The following is a 22132-nucleotide window of genomic DNA, read 5'->3' as shown; positions in this document are numbered from 1 at the left end:
ACGGGCTCGCCCCGGTCACCTATGAGGTGAGGAACGCCTGCGGATTGGCCAGTTCCCAAACCTCCGGCGAAGTGGTCGAGTTCGTGGCCAGGAGCAGCCGTGTGCCGTCGACGGTCACATCGGCGCCCCGCAACGGCCGGCCGGCCGGAACGGCCACGGCTTGCCAGGCACGGCCATCCTTCGACAACCACACCACCGCGTCGCGGTGACCCGCCGACATCCGGGTCCCGGCCGCCGCCCAGCCGCCGGTGACGGCCCGGACGGGCTCGAAGGTGTCGCCTCGCTCGCCGAGCGGGGCCATCGCGAACGTCGCGCCGTCGGTGGTACGCCACATCGCGTCGCGTCCACCGTCCGTACCCTGGATCAGAGTGGTGCCGCCCTCGGTCAGGCACGAGGTCAGCGCACCGGCGTCGGCTCCCCCGAAGGCGCCGGCGTCCACCCGCGCCCAGCTGGCCCCGTGCCGGCGCCACGCCGCGGGCCGCTCGTCCGCCCCCGTCTGCGACTCACCCACGACCAGCACGTCGCCGCCGGGAAGCGGGCACACGTCGGCCGCACCCGTGTTGCCCCCGCCCGGCGGGCCGAACGGCCCCGTCTCCTTGCGCCACGTCACGCCGTCGGCGGACGTCCACACGGCAGTGGTCTCGACGTCCGCCGCCGAGAACGTCGGCCGGCTGTAGCCGACGGCGACCCACGACTTCCCGGCCCACACGAGGTCGGTGAGCTGCTCCGTGCGCGAGGTCGCGAAGCCGCGCAGCGGCTGCCACGAGGCCTTGGGCCCACTACGGAACCAGCCGGCGACGTTCGCGCCGATCGGCAGGCCTTTCGCGTTCTTCCGAAGGAGGTGCCCGGCCACGATCTCCCCACCGGCGGGGTTGTTCCGCATCAGCGGCGAGCCAAGTTGCTGGCTCGCGGCCGGCTGCCAGGCGGCATCGGCGGCCGTGCCGTCCGAGCCGATCTGATACTGCGACGCACTGGTGAACTGGGCCCACGCGTAGTCGTCCACCTGCACTTCGGTGGTGTATCCGAGCAGCGTGGACACGCCGGCGCGGGAGGCGAAGCGCGACATGGTCAGCCCGGCGTCCTGAACCCCGGCCCGCTTGAGGTCCGACCAGTCGCCCGAGGTGCCGAGCCGGCCGATCCGGGCCTTGTTCAGGCTGGACTGCGCGAGCAGCATCGAGCCGTCCGGCTGAAGGGCGGCGAGACCGTCCTCGCCCGGAGCGATCCAGGCGTCGGTGTATCCGGCGATCCGCCACTTGCCGGCGGCACTGCGCTCCAGCACAGCGGTCCACAGCATCGATGTGACCCCGATGGGTACGGCGAGCCGGCCGCCGGTCTCGCTCGGCGCGCCGAGCGAGATGTCGTTGGCGGCCGCCGGGGCGTACTTCCCCAGCGAAGGCACGGTTTCGGGTGTCCAGCTCAGCCCGTCGCTCGACGACCAGGCGGCCGCGGCCAGCCGGTCGCCGTGCCACTGGCCGCCGGTGGCGACGAAGCGGCTCGAGGTGGCGGCGACGCCCGAGGTCACCAGCGAGCCCGCGACCGGGCCGGAAGCGGCCGTCCACGACGCGCCGGCGTCGGTGGAACGGTAGACGACACCGCCGTCGCTGCGGCCGGGCACGGCGGCGCGGCCCAGCGCCACGATCGTACGGCCGCGGACCGCCGCCCCCGCGAAGTCATGGAACTCGAGGCCGGCCGGAAGCGCCTCCCGTAGCGACACCACCCGGGCCTGCGCCCCGGCCAGCACGGCAGTCGGGTTCACGTCCTTGTCGACGCCGAGAAGGACCAGCCCCACGCCCGGCACCGCGGCCGCGGTGTTCGGCGCGAAAGCGGCGTCGGCCGCCGCCTGCGGCAGCGAGAGCAACCGCCAGGCGCGGCGGTCCTCGGACTGGGCCACGAACGGCTCCCGCGGCCGGCCCGCCTGCCACAGCGTGCCGCCGACCCAGGTGGCGGACCCGTCCGAGACGGCGAACGTCACGGTGGCGTCGCGGCCGGCGGGCAGCGGCAGCTCCGTCGGATCGGACCGGAAAGAACCGTCCTCGGTCCACACCTCGGCCCGGTCGGCCTGACCCGGCTCGGCGGCGACGCCCACGGCCATCGCCGGCAGCTTGCCGGCGGCCGGCAGCAGCGCCGAGAAGGCCACCCTCTCCCCGGCCTGCTTGGTGCTGTCCGGCAATGACAGCCGCGACCACTCGGCTTCGACCGCGCCGCCCTCCGGGCCGGCCGCGGCATCGTCATCGCCGCGGCAGGCCGCGGTGCCCAGAACCAGCGCGACAGACGTAGCCGCGGCGACCATGCGCCCGCCAGGTCCGAACTTCCCCATTCACGGCTACCTTCCCCTAGACCAACCGCATCCGTCGGCCGGCGAGCGGAGAAGCTGAGCCGTCCTCGACGCAGCTGCGGAGAGCCGGGTCACACGGCCGGATCAGCGGATCGCGCAGGTGGTCGCGTCGAGGGTGTAGTCGCCCAGACTGACGTCGTAGGTCGGCGTGCCCAGGTCACGGCCGGGCGCCCAGACCCGCAGCGAGGCCCTCACCTCGCTGTAGCCGTCGCCCTCGAGAGCCGGCCACCGGATCGTCGTCTGGCCGGCGTTCGTGGCGGGGGCGCCGTTCCAGCCGTAGTCGCGGCGCAGGTGCCCGAACGCCGGGAGCAGCTCCGAATACCGGCCGCCGGTGATCGTGTACGAGTACGTGCCGGCCATCAGGCCGCCCTCCTTCTTGCAGGAGACCAGCTTCCACGCCGACACCGAGGCCGGCGCCACGTACGACGGCAACTGCTGATAGGTGTACCCGGTGGTGCGGGTGTTACCGGCCTGGTCGACGGCGCGAACGGAGAAGGTCCGGGTGAGCGACGGCGCCGACGCCGAGCTGGCGGGAATCTTCGCCGGGGTGAGCGTGTACGCGTACGGGGCGACCGAGTCGGTGCCGACGACCTTGCCGGCGATCAGGAACTCGACCCGGGCGATCCCCCGCGCGTCCGACGGTTTCGCGGTCACTGTCGTGTTGGCCCCGATGTACGAGCCCGGCGCCGGGGCGGTCACCGTCAGCACCGGAGCGGTCGAGTCGACGATGACGGTACGGGTGACGACCCGGCGATTGTTCCTCTTGTCCCAGACCCGCCACTCGAGCTTGACCGCGCCGTTCTTTCCGGCCGCGTTCACGGCCGCCTTGAACGGCGCCTTCGTGAGCCGGGCAACGCGTCTCCCGCCGGTCCACAGTTCGGCGGCGGAGATCCCCGACTTGTCGGTGGCGGTGACCGACGAAGTGAAGGCCGCCTTCACCAGCGCCCCGGCGACCGGGGCGGTGACCGTGACCGACGGCGCGGTCCGGTCAGCGGAGGCTGCCGACGCCGCGGACGGGACGCTGAGAACGGCGGCCACCGCAATACAAATGATCTTCACCTCCCGATCGTGCCTGCTCAGAGGCCCCATCGCACTGCCCGTACGGCCAAGCCCGGACGACGTTGCGGCATCACGACGGTTCCCGTTGCCCTTCGATGGCACGATCGGAGGATGGCCGTATCAGCGAATGAGACGCCGGTCCGGGACGGTCGAGTGGCCCGTACCGCCCTGCTCGGCTTTCTGGCGGCCGGCTTCGGCCCGGCCGTCTTCGACGACCCGGGAGACTCACTGGGTACGGCGGTCGCGTTCACGCTGATGATGCTGATCACCGGCGCGCTGATCATCGAGGTGACCGACCAGGCCCGGCGCCGCCGCCCGGACGGCGGCAACCGCTGGTCGGGCACGGACACCGCGCTCGCGGCGGTCCTGATCGGCTACGCGGTCCTGCTGATCGGCGCGGCCACCCTGCACTACCTGTCCCCACCGAAGCAGACGGCCGCGGCCTCGTTCGGCGCCCTCTACCTGGTCCTGGGCGCCTGCTTCGGCGCGGTACGGCGGAGGGTCGTCAGAGGGTGAATGTGATCGGGCCACATCCGCTGTGCCCGAAGTGCCGGACGGCGAACGGCGGACTGGTCGCCGTCAGGCACCGCCAGGTTCACCTCCGCGCACACGGCCGGGAGGCGTGCGTCGACCACGGCATCGCCGGAGTCCTGGCCGCCCTGTGGACGGTCTCGGAAACCCGGAGTTGCTGCCAGAACGACGGCGGACGGGCCTACGTCGTACCCACCGCGGAAACCCACGACGCGGCCGTGGAAGCGCTCACCACCCTCGGGCTCGCCCCCGAGCCGGAGGACGGTTTCGTCTTCTTCCGGGCGCGGACCTCGGATCGCCTGGACGACGTGGCTCACGTACGCCACCGGCTCGAACACCCCACCAGCACCCAGACGATCTGGCGAGTGAACAGCGCCGGCCGGTTCGAACGGTCCTATTCGGCCGAGCCCGCTTCCCCAGACGGCAGTTGACGATCGGACGGCTCGGCCACCCGCTCGACGACCCGGAGCGGAGCCGTTCGAACGAGTGTCTCTCCCGCCGGCTCCAGCCCTCGCTGGATCACCGCCATCTGCCGCTCGGCGAGGGTCTGCCGATGGTTCTGCCAGTCCATCACCATTTTCAGGGTGCGCTCGACCAGAACCCACCCGGCGGCAACGTACCCGGCGATCGGAGCGGCGTTGACGGTGTTCGTCAGGATGAGTTCGAGAGGGCTGGACAATCGCATGTGCGCAACGGCCAGCAGGCGACGTCGTTCGTCAGCCACATACCGGCCGGGCCTCCGCCTGTATTCGATGTTCAGACCATGGTCAAACAACTGTTGAAGCGCCCGGAGATAGTCCGCGACCGCGAGTACCGAGGGCCGCTCGCCCAGGTCCACTACGACGCGCAGCATCCACTCGGTCGATTCGGCGGGGGTGGCATCCTCGGCACCGGACGCCAGAGCGACGAAGTCTTCCCCCACATGATGCCCCGGTTCGGGCGAAGCATTGTAGAAAACGTTGCCCTGCACATAGTCAAAGTTCGGGCTCGCCATACCCTCCATCCTGGATGGCTACGAGCGCCACCTCAAACCGGGCGCTGATAGCGTCGCCGGCATGAGGGTCGCGGTCGTCGGTGGGGGTGTGGTCGGGCTGTCGGTCACGGAGGCGCTGCTCCGGCGGGGCGTCGACGTGTGGTGTCACGAGGCCGGTGCGCCGATGGGTGAGCGTTCCGCCGGTGATACCCGGATCTTCCGGCTCGCCCACGCCTACCCGGACATGGTCGCGCTGGCCGCTCGGTCCCGCGCCCTGTTCGCCGAGTGGGGCGTGCGGGCCGGCACCGACCTCATCGACGACGTCGGCACCGTGGTCAGCGGCGGCCAGATGCGCGTGTGGGCCGACGCGATGGCCGCGGCCGGAGCCGACCACGACGTTGTCGACGGAGAGTCGCCGCTGCTCCGGCTGCCGGGGAGAGCCGATGCCGCGCTGATCGACCCGGCCGGCGGGGTGATCCGGGTGGACCGCATCCGCCGCTTTCTCGTCGAGGCCGCCGGCGACCGCCTGCGGACGGCTCACGTCGACGCCGTCGAAGAAGTGACGGCTGGTGTACGGGTTGTCTCCGGCGACCGGGCCGACACCTTCGACGCCGCCCTGATCTGCGCCGGCGCCGGCTCCTCCGCGCTCGCCTCCGGTCCGCGCTCGCCTCCGGCGCCGGCCTCGACCTCCCGGCCGCCCTGGAGCATCACCTGCGGGTCAGCTTCCCGATCCGCCCGGGTGCGCCCGAGCCGATGCACTGCTGGATCACCGGCGACACCTACCAGCATCTGGCCGCTCCCGGCACCTGGGCGGTCGGCGCCGACATCGACCCGGCCCTGGTCGCCTGGGACGGCGGGCGGCCCGCCGCCGAGCGGGCTTCGCTGGACGCGCTCACCGCGTACGTCACCCGGCATCTGCCGTTTGTCGAGCCGCGCCCGGTCGCCCAGGTCTACTGCACGCACGACCCGGCCCTCGGCGACGGGCTTCAGTTCGCCCGAAACGGGCGCGTGCTCGCCACGTACGGTGAGAACCTGATGAAGTTCGCGCCTCTGCTGGGCGAGATGCTGGCCCGGGCCTGCCTCGACGGCTCCACTCCCGCCAACGCCGGCCCCACGGCGGAAGGAACCGCGTGAAATACACGAGACTCGGCCGTACGGGCTTGCGGGTGAGCCGCATCGGGCTCGGCTGCATGAGCTACGGCGACGCCGGCACCGGGCTGCACCGGTGGACGCTGGACGAGGACGCCGCGGCCGGGTTCTTCCGGCAGGCCGTCGAGCTCGGCGTCACCTTCTGGGACACCGCCAACGTCTACCAGGGTGGCACCTCGGAGGAGTTCGTCGGGCGCGCGATCACCCGGTTCTCCCGCCGTGAGGACATCGTGCTGGGCACCGACTACCTCGACGTCTACTACCTTCACCGGTTCGACCCGGAGACGCCGGTCGAGGAGACCCTGCAAACCCTCGACGATCTGGTCCGGGTGGGCAAGGTCCGCTACCTGGGGGCGTCCTCGATGTGGGCCTGGCAGTTCGCCAAGCTGCAGCACACCGCCGCGATGCACGGCTGGACCGGGTTTTCGGCCATGCAGGACCAGTACAACGTCCTGAAGCGCGAGGAGGAGCGGGACATGATCCCGTTCTGTCTGGACCAGGGTGTCGGTCTCACCCCGTACTCGCCGCTGGCCAAGGGCCGGGCCGCCCGGCCGTACGGCGAGCAGACGCCGCGATCCGCTTCCGACGAGGTCGCGAAGGCGTTCGACCGGGACGTCGACCAGCCGGTGGTCGACGCGGTCCAGCGGGTGGCGGAGGGTCGCGGCGTGCCGATGGCCCAGGTCGCTCTCGCCTGGCTGCTCGGCAAGCCGGCGGTGTCCTGCCCGATCGTCGGCGCCACCAAGCCGCGTCATCTGGCCGACGCCGTGGCGGCGCTCGACCTGGAGCTCACCGCCGAGGAGGTCACCGTCCTGGAGCGCGGCTACACGCCCCAGGACAACTACTGGTGGTGACCTACTCCACCAGTTCCGCCGGCAGCGTGGGGTGCTCGCGCAGGTGGCGGTTGTTGCGGGGCTCCTGTCGGGTCTTGGCGTCGTCCAGCTTGCGGCGCAGGTCGTCGCGGACGTCGTGCAGGGCGGCGTTCAGATCCTCCTCCGTGGAGGTGGTGACGATCTTCTGGCGGCCGGCGATCCAGCACTCCAGGGTGACCTTCTGTCCCGGCGCGTCGCGGTCCTTGACCATGACCTCCAGCTCGGTGGAGTCGGCGTGGAAACCGGCCAGGCGGCTGTCGAGCGTGACGAACTGCTCGGCGATCCAGTTGCGGTCGCCCTGCGAGAAACCGGCACCGACGCGTAGGCACTCGCCCACGGTGGCGGGATTGTTCACCGCTGTCATCACAACTCCCTCGTTGAGACTCTGCCTTCCGTGAAGATCCTTCCCCGGACGGCGGCCGCTTGAAACGCCCGAAACGCCAACTAGCCGTACGAACTCCCCGGGCGAAAGTGCCAGGGACGGGTGTACGAACGGACTCGCGTACCTTGCTTGGGTGATCACGCATGCCCGGTGGACCAGTCAGCGCTGGTTCGCGTCCGTCCTCATCGCCATGGTGGCGCTCATCGCCGTGGCCACCGTGGTGGGTGCGGAGCTCCTGTCCCGGACGACCGAGGTCTCCGACCGGCTCAATGACCGGATCGCGCCGGCCCGCACCGCGGTGGCCGAGCTGACGGCCGCCGTCGTCGGGCAGGAGACCGGGGTGCGCGGTTTCGTGCTCAGCGGCGAGCAGCAGTTCCTCGATCCGTACGAGCAGGGCCGGGCCGACGAGACCCGCCTGGTCGGGCAGCTGCGCGACCTGCTGGACGGGCAGGACGAGGCGCTGGCCGATCTGGATCTGGTCGAGCAGCGGATGGCCTCGTGGCGCGAGACGGCGGCCGAGCCCCTGGTGCGGGCCCGCCGCGACGATCTGGCCCTGGTCACGGCGAGCAAGACCGCGTTCGACGCCGTCCGGGCCCCGCTGGCCGATCTGGATCAGCGGCTGGTCGGGCTGCGGCAGCAGGGCCGTGCGGACCTTCAGGACAGCCGCCGTCTGCGCAACACCGCCTTCGGAGGCCTGGTCGTCGCCCTGCTGGCGCTGATCGCCTCGATCGCCGTGCTGCTGCGGGTGGTGGTGCTGCGGCCGCTGAACGAGCTCAGCGCCTCGGTGCGGAAGGTCGCCGGCGGCGCCTTCGACCATCGAGTCACCCCGCGGGGCCCGTCCGACGTGGCCCGGCTGGCCAAGGACGTCGAGGCCATGCGCGGCAAACTGGCCGACAGTCTCGCCGCCAGCCAGCAGCAGGCGGCCGAGCTGCACCGTTCGAACGCCGACCTGGAGCAGTTCGCCTACGTGGCCTCGCACGACCTTCAGGAGCCGCTGCGCAAGGTGGCGTCGTTCTGCCAGATGCTGCAACGCCGCTACGCCGGTCAGCTCGACGACCGGGCGCAGCAGTACATCGGGTTCGCCGTCGACGGCGCCACCCGCATGCAGCAGCTGATCAACGACCTGCTGGCGTTCTCCCGGATCGGGCGGATGTACGACGAGCGGGAGCCGGTGGATCTGAACGTGATCGTGGGCCGGGTCGAGGACACGCTGGCCCTGACGATCGAGGAGACCGGGACCGAGATCGTACGGCCGAAGCTGCCGACCGTGCCGGGGGACGCCACCCTGATGACGCAGCTGTGGCAGAACCTGCTCGGCAACGCCATCAAGTTCCGCCGCCCGGACGTGCCACCACGGGTGGTCATCACCGTGGACGAGGACGCCGAGAAGTACACGCTCGCCGTGCAGGACAACGGCATCGGTATCGAGGCCGAGTTCGCCGACAAGATCTTCGTCATCTTCCAGCGGCTGCATCCGCGCGACGTCTACTCCGGCACCGGCATCGGCCTGGCCATCTGCAAGAAGATCATCGAGCACCACGGCGGCCAGATCTGGCTGGACACGGAGTTCACCGAAGGTGCCCGCATCGTGTTCAGCCTCATGAAGTGAGTCCGTTGCAAGGGTTCACGCTGACAAAATGACACCTGCTTCCCGTACGGCGTCACGCCCGCCCTCTTTCGCCTGATACAGCGCGTCGTCGGCCCGGGACAGCAGCTGCTCGACCGTCTCCCGGCGGTCCCACGTGGCGTACCCGATCGAGCACGTCTCGGCGCCCGGTGTCGCCGCGCGGACCCGGTCGAGCACCTGGGCCGCGTCCGGCGCCGGGCAGTCGGGCAGGGCCATCGCGAACTCCTCGCCGCCCCACCGGGCGATCAGGTCGCTGTCGCGCAGCGCCTCGGTGAAGGCGGCCGCCGTGCGCTGCAGCAGGTCGTCGCCGGCCGGATGCCCGTACGTGTCGTTGTAGCGTTTGAAGTGGTCGAGGTCGGCGATCGCCACGGTCAGCGGCGCGCCGGTGCGCCGGGCCTGGGCGACGAGCCGGGGCAGCTGGGCCTGCCAGGCGCGGCGGTTGGCCAGCCCGGTCAGCGTGTCGGTGTAGGCCATCCGTTCCAGGTGGCGCAGCAGCTGCTCGTGTTCGAGGGCCAGCGCCGTCTCGTCGGCCAGCAGGGCCACGGCCCGGGCCCGGCGGTCGCCCACGTCGTGCAGGCGGTGGGCCCACGACACGCACAGCACGGCGATGACCGAGCCGTCGGCGATGACCGGCTGCCACAGCAGCGAGCGGGCCCTGGTGAGCTCGAGCAGCGCCGGGGAGACGATCGGGTCGGCCGCCGGGTCGGCCCGGAATACCGGCTCGCCGGTGCGGTACACCTCGGCCGTCATCGAGGTCAGGGCCAGCGAGACGCGGGTGCCGACCAGGTGCGCGCGCGACGACGCGGTGACGACCAGCTCCTCGCTGCCGGTGGCCGGCTCCATCAGCATCACGCCGTCGGAACTGGCGAGCTCGCGGACCGCGTCGACGATGTTGGCGCGCGCGTCCTCCCCGGTGCGGATGCGCCGGGCGACTCCGGCCACGGCCGTCAGCAACCGCTCCGAGTCGCGGGTGGCCCGCTCGGCCTGATAGCGCGCGGTGACGTCCTGCATCTGCACGAGGGTCAGTTCGGCGTCGGTGCGGGTGAGCGTGATCCACACCCAGCGGGTGTCGTCGTCCGGCCGGCAGAAGCGAACCTCCATGCGGGCCACGCCGTCGGCGGCGGCCGCGATCCGGCGGGCGATCTCCTCGCCGTCGAAGCGGTCGTCCGGATGGGCGTACGCGAAGACGCCGGCCCCGACCACCTCGTCCTGGTCCCGGGCGAGCAGCCGGCACAGGGCCGGGTTGACCGTGATGAACCGGCCGTCCGGCCCGCACAGGCCGATGCCGGCCGGCGACGCCTCGAAGATGCCGCGGAAGCGCTCGGCCGCGGTGACCAGTTCGTCGCGCATGGCGCGGATCTGCCGGGTCCGGCGGACGAGGCTCGCCCGAAGCAGCGTGCCCATGGCCAGCGCGAGGCCGAACTGGATGGCGTAGAACGTCAGCTCGTCGGTGTGCGGGTCGTCTCGCAGCAGCACCGCGACGATCCAGCCCCCGACGGCGGTCGCGGCGGCCGCGACCGCGACGCCGGTCGAGGTCACGGCCACGCCCAGCCCCACCATGATCAGCATCAGCATGCTGGTCTGGTGCAGCTCACCGGTGACGAACAGCGGGGCCAGCCCGTTGAGGACCGGGATGAAGCAGAACAGGCTCAGTACGGCCGCCCGGCGTCCCGGCCGGGGCCGCCGCACAAGGGCCGCGCCGATGGCGAGGACGGCGGCGCTGCTCCCGGCGAACCCGGCCAGCACGACCTGTTGGACGCCGTCGAAGATGACCACGTCGACGACGGCCAGCAGGGTGAAGAAGGCGGCCAGGGACCCCAGCACCCACTTCGTGCTGCCGGCGTCCAGCGACCGCGTCACAACTACAAGGTCGGCCGGGGACCGGGCAATCTGACCTTAATAGCGGAACCGGGACACCAGGGCGCTCAGGTCGGTCGACATGGTGGCCAGTTCGGCGGTCGCCTCCCGGGACCGGGTGATGCCCTCGGTGGTGCGCCGGGCGGCGTCGGCCACGCCGGTGATGTTGTCGGCGATCTGGCCGGTGCCGGAGGCCGCCTCGGTGACGCTGCGGTTCATCTCGGCCGTGGTGGCCGTCTGTTCCTCCACGGCCGAGGCGATGGTGGTCTGGAAGTCGCTGATCCGGGCGATGACCCGGCTGATCTCCTCGATCGCGGTGACCGCTCCCCCGGTGTCGGCCTGGATCGTCTCGACCCGGGCCGAGATGTTCTCGGTGGCCCGGCCGGTCTCCTGGGCCAGATCCTTGACCTCGGAGGCCACCACGGCGAAGCCCTTTCCGGCCTCGCCGGCCCGGGCCGCCTCGATCGTCGCGTTGAGCGCGAGCAGGTTGGTCTGCTCGGCGATCGAGGTGATCACCTTGATCACGTCGCCGATCTCGGCCGACGACTCGCCGAGCTTGGTCATGGTCTGCGAGGTGCTGGCGGCCAGCCCGACCGCCTCGGTGGCGACCTGGGCCGCCTCGGCCGCGTTCTGCGAGATCTCCCGGATGGCGGCGCCCATCTCGTCGCTGCCGGCGCTGACCGCGTCGACGCTGCGGGAGATCTGCTCGGCCGCGGCCGACACCGTCTCGGCCTGCGCCGACGACTCGTCGGCGGACCGGGCGATATCGCCGCTGGCCTGCGACATCCGGTCCGAGGCGCTGCCCAGCGCGGCCGCCGAGGAGTCGATGGTCTTGACGGTCTCTCGCAGCCGGGCCATGGCCACGTCCAGCGAGCGGCCCATCTGGCCGGGCTCGTCGTTCGAGCTCAGCCCGGCCGTGCGGGTGAGGTCGCCCTCGGCCAGGCCGTCGCAGACGTGCTTGACCTTGGCCATCGAGCGCACGATCTGGCGGGCCACGAACCAGCCCATGGCCAGCGCGAGGACCGAACCGGCGACCAGCAGCGAGATGGTGACGGCCCGGCTGGCGCCGTACTCGGAGCGGGCTCCCTCGGCGTTGGTCTTGGCGTCCGCGTTCTCGGCCGAGCGCATCCGGTCGAGGTCGCCCGAGACCTCCTTCATCAGCGGGATGACCTCGCCGTCGCGGGCGTTCTGCCACGCGTCGAGGTCGTTCTTCAGCCCGGCCGGGAGCAGCTTGTCGACGACCATGGTGTGGTAGGAGTCGAAGTCCTCGCCGAGCTCGGTCAGTTCGTCCGCGGGCACGGCCGGGCCGCTGGACAGGTAGGCCGCGAGCGCGTCGGTCAGCGCCTCGTAGTCCTTGTCGAAGGCGTCGCTGTACTGCTGCTTCTGCGCGGCGGTGTCGGACAGCATGTGGTTGGTGACGTCCAGCCGGGACTGGGCCAGCTCGCTGCGGATCTCGCCGACCCAGTTCACGCCGGAGACGTTGCTGGTGTAGATCTGCTCGGCCGAGGCGCTGGTGTTGCTGAGCCCGACCAGGCTGCCGACGCCCACCACGACGGCGAGCACGATCGCCACGCACACGGCGCCCAGAATCTTCGTCTTGACGCTCAGGTCCGCCAGCACCGCGCTTGCCATGGACAAAAAATAGCGGTATTCCCGGCGAACCGTCACTAAACGTGAAACATAGGGCATGTACCGCCGCCGTCGGGGCCGCGGTGACGGCACCCCGGCCTGGCACCGATGTCCACGATGGACGCGACGGCCAGCACGCGGCTGGAGTCGCGGCTGGCCGGCGAGGAGCCCTCACGGGACGCTTCCGCTCGCTGACGGATAGGCTTCCGGCGTGGAAGCGCCCGAGCCAGCACCGCCGAAGCGCCGGGACGCGACCCGGACCCGGCAGCTGCTGCTCGACGTCGCGAAAAAGCGCTTCGCCCGCGACGGCTACTCGGCGACCACGGTCCGCGACATCGCCGACGAGGCGGGCGTCAACGTGGCGCTGATCAGCCGCTACTTCACGTCGAAAGAGGGCCTGTTCGAGGCGTGTCTGTCCAGCGCGGTCAACGAGCTGCGCCGCGACTCGGGCGCGATCGCCCTCGACGACGTGGCGGCCGACATCGCCCGGCGCATCACCACGTCCCGCGACGATCAGGGCATGACCGAGTCGATGCTCCTGCTGCTGCGCACCTCGGGCGACGAACGGGCCGAACAGATGCGCCGCGGCGTCATCCAGGCCATCAGCGAGCGGCTGGCCGCGGCCTGCTGCCCGTCCGCCGACGACGGCCTGCTGCGCGCGCAGCTGGTGCTGGCCACCTCGCTGGGCATCGTGGTGCTGCGCTCGTCGCTGCGCGTGGAGCCGCTGACCTCGGCCGGCGAGCGGGAACTGACCGCGCCACTGACCGACATGATCAACGCGCTTCTGCGCGAATCCTCCTGAGCCAGTCGGCGACCAGCGGGTTCACCACGTCCGGGCGTTCCAGGGGCGCGTTGTGCCCGGCCGCGTCCAGCACGGCGAACGTCGCCCGCGGATAGTCCTCCAGCACTCGCCAGGTGTCCCGGTAGCCGACGATGTCGTCCTGGCGCCCGGTCAGCAACAGCGTGGGACCGTCGTACCGGCCGCTTCCCGGTTCGAGCCGGACGCCGTAATCCGCCTCGATCCGCCGGGCCGCCGCCTCGTCCACCGCGAGGAGGCCGGGCAGCACGAACTCGCGGAACCGCTCCCAGTCCGCCGGCGACTCGACGACCGCCTCCGCCTGATAGAGCTCCCGCTCGGTGGCCGGCAGGGACGAGGTCAATTCAGGAGCTTGCTTGAGTACGGTACGAGGGGGCAGATCCCGGGCGCCGCGCTCCGCCACGATCGCCGGGCACAGCAGGCACAGCCCGAGCACCCGCGCCGGCATGCGGGCGGCGACCGCCCGGGCCAGCATGCCGCCCCACGAGTTGCCGACCAGCGCGAACGGCCGGTCGCCGAACTCGGCGCCGATGAACCGCACCAGCTCGCCGACCACGTCGTCGCTGCCACGCACGTCGTCGCGTCCCGGCGTACGGCCGAAGCCCGGCAGATCCGGATAGATCCGCTCCCAGCCCGGCTCCCCCGCGGCCCCTTCGAAGACCGCCTCGAGGGGCAGCAGGATCCGGTGGTCGACCCCGAACCCGTGCAGCAGCAGGACCGGCGTTCCCCGGCCACGGCGTTCCACGTACATCCGAAGATCGTAGACCGGGGTGTGAGCACGCCGTCGAGCTCGTTGCCGGTAGGAGTGCGCAGTTCGTCGAGGTTCGTTCCGTCTCCCCCGCCCGGCCGAGACCTTGAGCGAGCGTGCGGCGGGCAAGTCCCCGACTCGTCGTACCGCCTCGGGGATGCCGGATCGACGGCCAGCTCCGGAAGGCGCCGATCATGGTTTCCGGGGCGGCGTCGGCCGGGCCCGCGCCCATCCAGAGCGGGAAGTCGGCGAGCGGCCGGATCTCGTCGCGGTGGAAGGCGCTGAACGCCGCCACATCGACCGGCGGCGGATCGGGGCGGGGATCGGCGTGGTTCGTCCGGCGGGTCGAGGACATCGTTCATCGGGTCTCGTCTCTGGTCGTCGTTCCGACGTCGACGGTGAAGGTCACGTTTCCGTGGTGGGCGGCGGTCCTGGCGTGAAGCGCCACGTTCAGGATCTTCTGTGGACACTTACCGTGGCCGATGCGATACCGGGTTGCGTGATCCCGGTAAGGTTCGCCGCGCTGGGCGGGAATGTGCCCGGCCGGGGCGGAAAAGGGGACGTGGAGTGGACAGACGGGGGCTTGCGCTGGGCGGGGCGGCGGTGGTCACGGTCGCGGCCGCGCTGTCGGGGTGCTCGGCGAAACAGGAGGCCGCGCCGACGCCGGGGCTCGAGGACCGGGGCACGGTGCTGACCACTGTGAAACCGTCGCGGCAGAACCTGTCCAACCAGATCAGCCTGAACGGCAAGGTGGCCGTCAACCCGCTGTTCGGCATCGTCGCGCCGACCGGCGGGGAGATCCGCTACGTGCAGCGCAAGCCGAACAAGACGCCGGCCGCGCAGCCGCTGTGGGTGGCCACCGTGTGGGACGACGGCACGCCCCGGCGGATCAACATCCCGGAGGGGTCGATGCTGGCCGGCCGGCTCATGGACGACCGGGCCGAGGTCAGCGCGGGCATGCCGATCATCTCGGCCCGGCACGGCGGCTACGGCATCGTGGCCGACATCGACAGCGCGTCGGCCTACCGCATCTCCGGCGCCGCCAAGACCGTCACGGGTCAGATCAAGAACGGACCAGGACCCTTCCCCTGTACGGCGCTGGGCACCATCGCCGCGTTGCCGGCCGGCACGATTCCGGAGCCGCCCGCGCCCACCACCACGGCGCCGTCCGCCGGCCCGTCCGGTGAGCCCGTCCGCCAGTTCCCCACCGCCGGGCCCGAGGAGGGCAGCACGCCCGAGGGCTCCGAGCCGACCGGCATGCAACTGGTCTGCGCGCCGCCGGCCGGCGTCAAGCTGATCAACGGCGCCGACGTCACCCTGTCGGTCGTCACCGACCGGGCCGGCAACGCCATGGTGCTGCCGGTCGAGGCGGTGGCCGGCACGCAGGGCCGCGGCAAGGTCGACGTGCTCACCCCGGACCGCACCCGCAAGACCGTCGACGTGGTGCTGGGCCTGTCCGACGGCAAGGTCGTGCAGATCAAGTCGGGTCTGCGCGGTGACGAGGAGATCGCCGTGCCCGGCCCCGACCTGCCGGCGCCGGCCGAGGGCCCGAAGTGATCGAGCTGACCGGGATCACGAAGGTCCTCAAGGGGCAGTCCGAGCCCCGTACCATCCTCGACGGTGTCGATCTGTCGGTGGGCGCCGGGCAGAGCGTGGCCATCGTCGGGCGGTCCGGCTCGGGCAAGAGCACGCTGCTCAGCGTCATCGGCCTGTTCGACCGGCCCGACCAGGGCCGCTACGTGCTGGCCGGGCAGGACATCAGCCGGGTGCCGGAGCGCCGGGCGGCCACACTGCGCAGCTCGCACTTCGGTTTCGTGTTCCAGCGCTTCTTCCTGCTCAAGCATCTGACGGCCGCCCAGAACGTGGCGATGGCGCTGGTCAACGGCCAGGGCTGGCTGCCCCGCCGGGAACGCCGGGTCCGGGTGATGGAAGCCCTCGACCAGGTCGGCATCGCGCATCTGGCCAAGAACCGGCCGGCCAAGATGTCCGGCGGCGAGCAGCAGCGCGTGGCGATCGCGCGTGCCCTCGTACGCGATCCTCAGGTCCTGCTCGCCGACGAGCCGACCGGCGCGCTCGACACCGAGACGGGCACGCTCGTCATCGACGCGCTGCTCGGCGCCACCGAACGGGGATGCGCGCTGATCCTGGTGACCCACGACCGTGACCACGCGAACCGGATGGGACGCATCCACGACCTCGTCGACGGGGTTCTGAGCGAACGGGTGCGCGCATGAGGCGGCTCTCGGGCCGGTTCCGGTCCTCTCTGATCATCGGCGTGCAGGGCATCCGGGCCCGCAAGCTGCGCACCCTGCTGTCGATGGTGAGCCTGTTCCTGGGCGTGCTGGCCGTCGTGGTCGTGCAGGCCGGCGCCAGCATCGCCGAGCGGGCCCTGCTGGCCGACCTGGAACTGACGTTCGGCTACGACGGCACCCGCATGATCGGCATGCCGACGGAGCAGAAGGCGGCCGACGCCGTGCTCGCCTCGGTGAAGGGCAGTTCCAGCGCTGTCGCGTCGATCGGCATGCAGGGCATCATCGGCGAGCCCGGGGTACGCCCGGTCAACGAGGGCGGCTCGCCCATCGACCAGGACTGGGGCGGCTCGCAGGTCTGCTTCGCGGACGGGCACTGCGAGGGGCCGACCGGCCCGAAGGGTGCCGCGGTGGAGCTACGGCTGACCGCGCTGACCGGCGACATCCGGCAGTTCCGCCCGTTCCGCACGGTGTCGGGCACCTGGCTGGACTTCACCACGGTGCCGTCGATGGCGCCCCGGCTGGTGCTCAACAAGGAGGCGGCCAAGGGCTTCACGCGCTATCAGGTGCCGGCCGAGATGCGGGTGCGCGGCGCCAGCGCCAACCTGACGCCCCGGTTCATCGGCGTGGTCGACGACGGCAGCGGCGAACCCCGGGCCTACGTACGCTCGGACGAACTGGCCACCTGGCTGCCACCCGGCAAGCTGGTCGACCCGAACGTGGGCGGCGAGATCAACGTGATGCTCAAGCCGGGCTCCCCGGTCGAGCAGGTGCTGCGGGCCAAGCTGAAGGCGGCGGGCTTGGAGATGTACGTGACCGACGTGAACAACCGCAAGGAACAGGAGGACCAGCTGCGCCTGATGCGGCTGCTGTTCTTCTCGATGGCCGGCCTGGTGCTGCTGATCGGCGTGGCCGGCATCCTGAACGTCGGCCTGGCCACGGTCGGCGAACGGGTCGAGGAGTTCGCGCTGCGCCGCGCCGTCGGCACCCCACGCTCCCTGCTGGCCGGCATCGTCCTGGCCGAAACCCTACTGACCGGCCTGCTCACGGCGGCCGCGGCGATCGGGGCGAGCGCGCTGGCCCTGAAGGCGGTGGTGATGCTGGCCGGCAACTCCCACCCCATCCTCGACAACGTCCAGTTCCCGTGGCAGGCCGGTGTGGCCGGCATCCTCGCGGGCCTCGTGGCCGGCATCCTCGGCGGTTTCATCCCCGCTCTACGCGCGGCCGGCATCCCGATCGCCACGGTCATGCGCGCCTGACCACCTTCGTATCGAGCTCGATGAGTCAAGACGAACAGGATGCCGCACAGGATTGTGCGGCATTTTTGTTCCGGGGTGATTGAATTTCCGCCCGGATAGAGCTTATCGATCTCAACATCCGAACCGATCTCTGAAGAACCGAATTCGCATGTAAATGCCTTCCTGTCCGATTATTTTTTCGATTAGACCTTGATGATCTTGTGCTGTACCGTCCGCGATCGACACGCACTCAGGGAACTCACAGCTTGGGGGACCTGCGGCCGGGTGCGTGCGTTGTCCGGAATCGACCGGCACGGATCAGATCGAGACAGGGATACATGATCAGAATTCAACCGGATGAGGCGAAACGCCTCGCTCGGAGTCAGGTTTTCAAATCGGTGGCCGCGAGTACGGTCCTCACGATGGCAGTCGCGGCGGCCTCGGTACCCGCGCGTGCGGAGGCACCGGCGCCCGCTCTGGAACAGGCCGACGTGGCCTCGGCGATGACCGCCGCGAAGAAGGCGGGTGCACGGGTCAAGATCACCGACGCCACCACCGAAACGTCAGAATACTTCGCCACGCCCGACGGCAAGGTCACCGGAGTGATCTCCGCGGGCACCGTCCGATTCCGCCGGAACGGGTCGTGGGTACCGGTCGATCTGACGTTGCAGCGGCAAGCCGACGGCTCCGTGGCCCCGGCCGCGCATCCCCACCACCTGCGGATCTCCGGCGCCCGTGCGAGTGCCACCACGGACCTTGCGTCCCTGGGCGCCAACGCGGACCGCATCACTGTTGGCTGGCCGGGGGCGCTGCCGCAGCCGCGGCTGGATGGCGACAAGGCCACCTATGCCGATGTTCGCCCTGGTATCGACCTCGTCGTACAGGCCACCGCGACCGGTTTCGAACAGTTCACGGTGGTGAAGTCGGCCGCCGCGGCGAAGTACGTCAACGAGATCTCCCTCCCCATGCGCGGGGCCGGCGTCGCCTCGATCAGCGCGGACCAGCATGGCCGGATGCAGGTCAAGGGCGCTAAGGGACGACAGCAGGGCAAGCTCCCGACACCGATGATGTGGGACGCTCGCTCGGCTACCCGGGGCGGACCCCCCAAGCGCCGGCCGGTCACCACCGACGTCGTCGGCACCGCCACCGACGCCCCGGTGACGCTCAAGCTCAAGCCCGATACGAAGTGGCTGGCGAGTCCGGACACCGTGTATCCCGTGACCATCGACCCGTACTACGACTGGTCCACCACGGTGGCCAGCACCACGGTGGTCAAGGGCTACCCCACCGGCTGGCCCGACGCGGACTCGTTGTTCGTGGGAAGTTGGGACGCCACGGGCAGCGCGCGGTCGTTCGTCACCTGGTGGGCGACCTCGTTGCAGGGTATGCAGATCGATTCGGCCACGGCACACTTCGCCAACCCGTACTCGACGTCGTGTGACCCCAAACCCTGGGAGATGTGGAGCACCGCTCCCATCACGGACAAGACGTCCTGGGACAACCAACCGGCGTGGCTCCACAAGGAAGCCACGTCGACGGAGACGACCTGCCACGACGGCTGGGTGTCGGCCGACGCCACGAGCTTCTTCCGGCGCGCTGTCGCGAACAACGTCAGCACGCCGACCATGGGTCTGCGCGCGTCCGACGAGACGGACTACAGCCAGTACAAGCAGTTCTGGTCGCACAACTACAGGGACTCGTCGAAGGTCCCCTACGTCGAGGTGAACTACAGCAAGCCCGCGCCCGTCACGGAGTCGGTGGTGACCCTGCCGAACGCCGTGCTGAAGGCAGCGACGAACGACCCGGCGACGGCCACCGAGCGGGACGCCGCCGCCGACGCGTTCGTGGCCGAACAGGCTCAGTCGGGCAAGCTGGTGGACGCCGCGGAGACGAACGCTTCCGTGGTCAACGGAGTCGCGACGGTCTGGGAAGACGGCGTGGACCTGACCAGCGTGAAGGTCACCACCGCGGCCACCACCGGCTCGAACGACGTTGTCGCTCAGGGCTTCGAAGTCATCGGTACCGCCGACCCCAGTGACGAGGACATCTCGAACAAGGGCGACGAGGTTGTCATCGCCGACGATCGGGTGGCCTCGGGGCTCGGCCTGAGTGGACTGGCGTCGCCGAAGGGCGGCACGTTCCTCAAGGGAAACTGCACCACCACCGCGGCCAAAGGCAACAAGCTCACCAGCTGTTACGAGAAGTACAAGCTCAAGACCTCAACCTCGACGCGCGACTATTACTACTACGGCCGGTGGGGAACCGCGGTAGGCAAGGACTGCAGGCTCTGCCTCGATCCGAAGCCCACCCGCATCGACCTGCGGTCGAAGACGTGGAGCGGTTCTCAGGGCGCGGGCTTCGGGGCTCTGGTCGCCTATTGGCCCAAGGCGGGTGTCAAGAACTGCACCGACCACACGATCGAGATCAGCATCCTGAGCTTCGGCGGCAAGATCCCGATTCAGGACTGTGACGAGATCAACCCGGACCCGGGCAACACGTCCATGCGGGTCATCTACGACCAGGGCGCGACCTTCGGTGGCCGGACCCACGGCGTCGACATGGGCTTCGCCTACAGCACCTTCAAGGGTAAGAACCCGCAGCTCGCGGACTACAGCTACGCGAAGTTCTGCACGGGCACCTACGCGAACTGCGACGGTGTGGCGCGTCAGGACTCGGGTTGGTGAGATCGGCTCCAGTGGGCGGTGCCGCGGGGAATTTCTTCCCGCGGCGCCGTTCCGCCATCGCGGCGCTCGTTGTCATGGTGGTGCTTTCCGCGCTGGCCGGTTGCCGTTCCGGCACGACCAGCAAACCGGAGGACAACGCTGCCGATCCGCCTTCGGCGACGGCCGGCACATGCGCGGGCGTGCGTTCCCCCGAATGCCGGAGCGTCACTCTCGCATCGGGACGGCAGGTCCGGTACGCCATTCTGCGCCCAACGGCGGCCGGCCCGCAGACCACCGGTGCGGTCGTCGCCGACCTCGGCGGACCAGGTATCTCCCTGTTCGGCATGCACTGGCCGGGTGACGCCCTGCGTCAGCAGCTGCCGAAGCAGCTTCAGGCGTCGCCACTCCTGCTGATCGAGGAGCCGTGGGTCACGGCCGCCTACCCGCCCGAGTGCAAAGCTGCCGTCTCGTCCCTCTTCCACTCGGTGCACGTCCTGGCCACGACTGGGGAGACCGTCAGCACCTCATGCAAGTTGTACGACCACGACCAGCCCTGGGGGTGGACGCCGGAGACCTTCGCCGAGGCGGTGAAGGTCATCCTCGCCACCGAGGGTCTCCGCCTTGACGGCTATCTCGGGCTCTCGTTCGGCGGGCGCCGTCTCACCTACCTGCGAGACCTCGCGCCGAAGTGGGCGATCCTCGTCAATCCCGCGCCGCTGGACCTGTCCGCCCCTGAATATCTCTCCGGCCGGGTGAGCGCGCTGTGGCGATCGGTCGAGAGCAACTGCCCGCAGTGTCCGGGCCGCCAGGCCGGAACCCGCCTGATCGAGCAGGCGAGCAAGGCCCTGTCCGCCGCCCAGCCCGCGGTGCCCGGCCGATCGGTGCCGCTCGCCGGGGGCGACGTGGCGGCTGCGACGTTGGCGCTGAGCTACCGGGACACCGCCGTCATGCGTGCCTTCTTTACAGCGCTGTCCACGCCGGCGAAGGAAGCCAACCGCAAGCTCGTCGGCCGGCTCGCCGACGGGGTGTGGAGCCGGTACGGCACGGACCAGATCTCACCCGCGGTCCTGGCGTACTGGGCCGAGGTTTGCCCCAGCTATCCGGGCTGGCCGGCCACGCCGCCGGCGGACCCGCTCGGCACTTTCCTGACCGAATGGCACGGTCCCTGCACGGCGCTGACGCCGGCGGCCCGCCAGCGGTGGACACCCGGCCTGAACTCGAAGGTCGCGACCTGTGTGTCGATGCTGGCTGACGACCCGGTCGTGCCCGTCCAATCGGTGCGGACCTGGCGGAACGCGGGCGCCCAGGTGATCCAGCCGGCCAAGGGTGAGCATTCGGACCTCGCCGGAGCGCAGGGGTGCGCCGACCGTTTGAAGTTGTAGGGCCGACTTGTCAACCGGATGCGGTGCCCGCGCATCTGTAGTGCGAGCGTAAGGGCGGGGGAGAAGTTGAGTGACGACCGGGACGAGTTGGCGATCCTGTACGAGCGCGACTACGCGCGTCTGGTCAGGTTCGCGGCGCTCATGGTCGGCAGCGTGGGCGACGCGGAGGAGATCGTGCAGGACGCGTTCGTGGCGGCCTACCGATCGCTGTGGCGCATCCGGGACCAGGACAGGCTCGGGGCATACGTGATGCGATCCGTGATCAACGGCTGCCGGGGTTCGCTCCGGCGGAAGCGGCACGGCCGCCATCAGGTGATCTCCGAGGGGGTCGCCGGGCCGGACCAGTCGCTGTCGTCGGTGGCGGTTCGCCGCGACATGGTGGCGGTCCTGGCCAAGTTGCCGCAACGCCAGCGGGAGGTGATGTTCCTGCGGTACTACCTCGATCAGTCCGAGGAACGAATCGCGCGGGCCATGGGCATCACCCGTGGTGCGGTCAAGACCCACGCGGCCCGGGCCGCCGGAAATCTTCGCTCGCTGCTGGAGAGGGAGAAATGAAGCAGGTCGACGGCGGGCTGAGCGCCGCCGAGGAGCAGCAGTTGCGGACGCGGATCCACCGCCAGGCGG

At 70.6% G+C, this 22132-nt stretch carries 20 protein-coding genes and 1 pseudogene; 14 read left to right on the top strand and 7 right to left on the bottom strand.

Features of this window, described 5'->3' with window-relative positions:
* Positions 1–19 precede the first annotated feature (19 nt).
* On the bottom strand, positions 20–2317 hold the full coding sequence (locus ACGFJ7_RS34160; protein ID WP_392645895.1) for a hypothetical protein: 2298 nt from the start codon (positions 2315–2317) through the stop codon (positions 20–22).
* A gap of 102 nt (positions 2318–2419) precedes the next feature.
* Positions 2420–3394, bottom strand: coding sequence for an Ig-like domain-containing protein (locus ACGFJ7_RS34155; RefSeq protein ID WP_392645893.1), 975 nt, complete (start codon positions 3392–3394; stop codon positions 2420–2422).
* A gap of 111 nt (positions 3395–3505) precedes the next feature.
* On the opposite strand from ACGFJ7_RS34155, the gene ACGFJ7_RS34150 reads away from it, so the two are divergent.
* Both ACGFJ7_RS34150 and ACGFJ7_RS34145 read left to right on the top strand, forming a co-directional pair.
* Positions 3506–3910 carry a hypothetical protein gene (locus tag ACGFJ7_RS34150; RefSeq protein WP_392645891.1) on the top strand — a complete coding sequence of 135 codons (405 nt, stop codon included), beginning with the start codon at positions 3506–3508 and terminating at the stop codon, positions 3908–3910.
* On the top strand, positions 3907–4356 hold the full coding sequence (locus ACGFJ7_RS34145; protein ID WP_360257519.1) for a hypothetical protein: 450 nt from the start codon (positions 3907–3909) through the stop codon (positions 4354–4356). Before ACGFJ7_RS34150 ends, ACGFJ7_RS34145 begins: the two co-directional genes overlap by 4 nt.
* Here the strand turns inward: ACGFJ7_RS34145 and ACGFJ7_RS34140 are convergent.
* Complete coding sequence (locus ACGFJ7_RS34140; RefSeq protein WP_360257522.1) at positions 4320–4919, bottom strand: hypothetical protein; 600 nt, start codon at positions 4917–4919, stop codon at positions 4320–4322. The two genes, ACGFJ7_RS34145 and ACGFJ7_RS34140, sit on opposite strands and share 37 nt — an antisense overlap.
* Positions 4920–4980: 61 nt before the next feature.
* Between ACGFJ7_RS34140 and ACGFJ7_RS34135 the strand changes: the two are divergent.
* From ACGFJ7_RS34135 to ACGFJ7_RS34125, 3 genes and pseudogenes are all read left to right on the top strand, one after another.
* Positions 4981–5496 (top strand): annotated as a pseudogene (locus ACGFJ7_RS34135) (FAD-dependent oxidoreductase); the annotation flags it as partial.
* Positions 5497–5651: 155 nt separating this feature from the next.
* The gene (locus tag ACGFJ7_RS34130) at positions 5652–6032 is read left to right on the top strand and encodes a hypothetical protein (RefSeq protein ID WP_392646018.1); all 381 of its coding nucleotides are present in this window, start codon (positions 5652–5654) and stop codon (positions 6030–6032) included.
* A complete protein-coding gene (locus ACGFJ7_RS34125) occupies positions 6029–6898 on the top strand; it encodes an aldo/keto reductase (RefSeq protein ID WP_392645889.1) in 870 nt (289 codons plus the stop codon). The genes ACGFJ7_RS34130 and ACGFJ7_RS34125 overlap by 4 nt, the downstream gene beginning before the upstream one ends.
* A gap of 1 nt (position 6899) precedes the next feature.
* Here the strand turns inward: ACGFJ7_RS34125 and ACGFJ7_RS34120 are convergent, their stop codons facing one another.
* Positions 6900–7280 (bottom strand): HPF/RaiA family ribosome-associated protein, encoded by a 381-nt coding sequence (locus tag ACGFJ7_RS34120; RefSeq protein WP_360257526.1) that lies wholly within the window; start codon positions 7278–7280, stop codon positions 6900–6902.
* 151 nt (positions 7281–7431) lie between these two features.
* Here ACGFJ7_RS34120 and ACGFJ7_RS34115 point away from each other — a divergent pair, with 151 nt between their 5' ends.
* A complete protein-coding gene (locus tag ACGFJ7_RS34115; RefSeq protein ID WP_392645887.1) occupies positions 7432–8907 on the top strand; it encodes an ATP-binding protein in 1476 nt (491 codons plus the stop codon).
* A gap of 15 nt (positions 8908–8922) precedes the next feature.
* On the opposite strand, the gene ACGFJ7_RS34110 is transcribed toward ACGFJ7_RS34115, so the two are convergent.
* Together ACGFJ7_RS34110 and ACGFJ7_RS34105 are read right to left on the bottom strand one after the other, a co-directional pair.
* Positions 8923–10785 (bottom strand): diguanylate cyclase domain-containing protein, encoded by a 1863-nt coding sequence (locus ACGFJ7_RS34110; protein ID WP_392645885.1) that lies wholly within the window; start codon positions 10783–10785, stop codon positions 8923–8925.
* 36 nt (positions 10786–10821) lie between these two features.
* On the bottom strand, positions 10822–12414 hold the full coding sequence (locus ACGFJ7_RS34105; RefSeq protein ID WP_360257533.1) for a methyl-accepting chemotaxis protein: 1593 nt from the start codon (positions 12412–12414) through the stop codon (positions 10822–10824).
* A gap of 208 nt (positions 12415–12622) precedes the next feature.
* Here ACGFJ7_RS34105 and ACGFJ7_RS34100 point away from each other — a divergent pair, with 208 nt between their 5' ends.
* Positions 12623–13213 carry a TetR family transcriptional regulator gene (locus tag ACGFJ7_RS34100; RefSeq protein ID WP_360257535.1) on the top strand — a complete coding sequence of 197 codons (591 nt, stop codon included), beginning with the start codon at positions 12623–12625 and terminating at the stop codon, positions 13211–13213.
* Here ACGFJ7_RS34100 and ACGFJ7_RS34095 read toward each other — a convergent pair.
* Positions 13185–13979, bottom strand: a complete 795-nt coding sequence (locus ACGFJ7_RS34095) for an alpha/beta fold hydrolase (RefSeq protein ID WP_392645882.1) — start codon at positions 13977–13979, stop codon at positions 13185–13187. The two genes, ACGFJ7_RS34100 and ACGFJ7_RS34095, sit on opposite strands and share 29 nt — an antisense overlap.
* Positions 13980–14170: 191 nt before the next feature.
* On the opposite strand from ACGFJ7_RS34095, the gene ACGFJ7_RS34090 reads away from it, so the two are divergent.
* The 7 genes from ACGFJ7_RS34090 to ACGFJ7_RS34060 all read left to right on the top strand — a co-directional run bounded on the left by ACGFJ7_RS34090 (position 14171) and on the right by ACGFJ7_RS34060 (position 22063).
* Positions 14171–14416 (top strand): hypothetical protein, encoded by a 246-nt coding sequence (locus tag ACGFJ7_RS34090; protein ID WP_392645880.1) that lies wholly within the window; start codon positions 14171–14173, stop codon positions 14414–14416.
* A gap of 127 nt (positions 14417–14543) precedes the next feature.
* Entirely contained in the window at positions 14544–15533 is a 990-nt protein-coding gene (locus ACGFJ7_RS34085; protein WP_360257539.1) for an efflux RND transporter periplasmic adaptor subunit, read from the top strand.
* The gene (locus tag ACGFJ7_RS34080; RefSeq protein WP_392645878.1) at positions 15530–16210 is read left to right on the top strand and encodes an ABC transporter ATP-binding protein; all 681 of its coding nucleotides are present in this window, start codon (positions 15530–15532) and stop codon (positions 16208–16210) included. The genes ACGFJ7_RS34085 and ACGFJ7_RS34080 overlap by 4 nt, the downstream gene beginning before the upstream one ends.
* On the top strand, positions 16207–17484 hold the full coding sequence (locus ACGFJ7_RS34075; RefSeq protein ID WP_360257544.1) for an ABC transporter permease: 1278 nt from the start codon (positions 16207–16209) through the stop codon (positions 17482–17484). The genes ACGFJ7_RS34080 and ACGFJ7_RS34075 overlap by 4 nt, the downstream gene beginning before the upstream one ends.
* Positions 17485–17885: 401 nt before the next feature.
* Positions 17886–20147 carry a hypothetical protein gene (locus ACGFJ7_RS34070; RefSeq protein WP_392645876.1) on the top strand — a complete coding sequence of 754 codons (2262 nt, stop codon included), beginning with the start codon at positions 17886–17888 and terminating at the stop codon, positions 20145–20147.
* Positions 20148–20221: 74 nt separating this feature from the next.
* On the top strand, positions 20222–21508 hold the full coding sequence (locus tag ACGFJ7_RS34065; protein ID WP_392645874.1) for a hypothetical protein: 1287 nt from the start codon (positions 20222–20224) through the stop codon (positions 21506–21508).
* A gap of 66 nt (positions 21509–21574) precedes the next feature.
* Positions 21575–22063: an RNA polymerase sigma factor gene (locus tag ACGFJ7_RS34060; protein ID WP_392645872.1), complete on the top strand. Its 489-nt coding sequence runs from the start codon at positions 21575–21577 to the stop codon at positions 22061–22063.
* Positions 22064–22132 lie beyond the last annotated feature (69 nt).

Origin of the sequence: Actinoplanes sp. NPDC048988 (assembly GCF_043197815.1) — a bacterium.
Classification (GTDB): Bacteria; Actinomycetota; Actinomycetes; order Mycobacteriales; family Micromonosporaceae; genus Actinoplanes.
The sequence above is the reverse complement of the archived record's forward strand: the minus strand, read 5'-3'. Positions and strand labels throughout refer to the sequence as shown.

Bases quoted from the DNA above. Each gene is read 5' to 3' on its own strand.
- ACGFJ7_RS34160 (WP_392645895.1), bottom strand. From the start codon at position 2,317: ATGGGGAAGTTCGGACCTGGCGGGCGCATGGTCGCCGCGGCTACGTCT.
- ACGFJ7_RS34065 (WP_392645874.1), top strand. From the start codon at position 20,222: ATGGTGGTGCTTTCCGCGCTGGCCGGTTGCCGTTCCGGCACGACCAGC.
- ACGFJ7_RS34140 (WP_360257522.1), bottom strand. From the start codon at position 4,919: ATGGCGAGCCCGAACTTTGACTATGTGCAGGGCAACGTTTTCTACAAT.
- ACGFJ7_RS34120 (WP_360257526.1), bottom strand. From the start codon at position 7,280: ATGACAGCGGTGAACAATCCCGCCACCGTGGGCGAGTGCCTACGCGTC.
- ACGFJ7_RS34105 (WP_360257533.1), bottom strand. From the start codon at position 12,414: ATGGCAAGCGCGGTGCTGGCGGACCTGAGCGTCAAGACGAAGATTCTG.
- ACGFJ7_RS34075 (WP_360257544.1), top strand. From the start codon at position 16,207: ATGAGGCGGCTCTCGGGCCGGTTCCGGTCCTCTCTGATCATCGGCGTG.
- ACGFJ7_RS34090 (WP_392645880.1), top strand. From the start codon at position 14,171: ATGGTTTCCGGGGCGGCGTCGGCCGGGCCCGCGCCCATCCAGAGCGGG.
- ACGFJ7_RS34130 (WP_392646018.1), top strand. From the start codon at position 5,652: ATGCACTGCTGGATCACCGGCGACACCTACCAGCATCTGGCCGCTCCC.
- ACGFJ7_RS34095 (WP_392645882.1), bottom strand. From the start codon at position 13,979: ATGTACGTGGAACGCCGTGGCCGGGGAACGCCGGTCCTGCTGCTGCAC.
- ACGFJ7_RS34070 (WP_392645876.1), top strand. From the start codon at position 17,886: ATGGCAGTCGCGGCGGCCTCGGTACCCGCGCGTGCGGAGGCACCGGCG.
- ACGFJ7_RS34150 (WP_392645891.1), top strand. From the start codon at position 3,506: ATGGCCGTATCAGCGAATGAGACGCCGGTCCGGGACGGTCGAGTGGCC.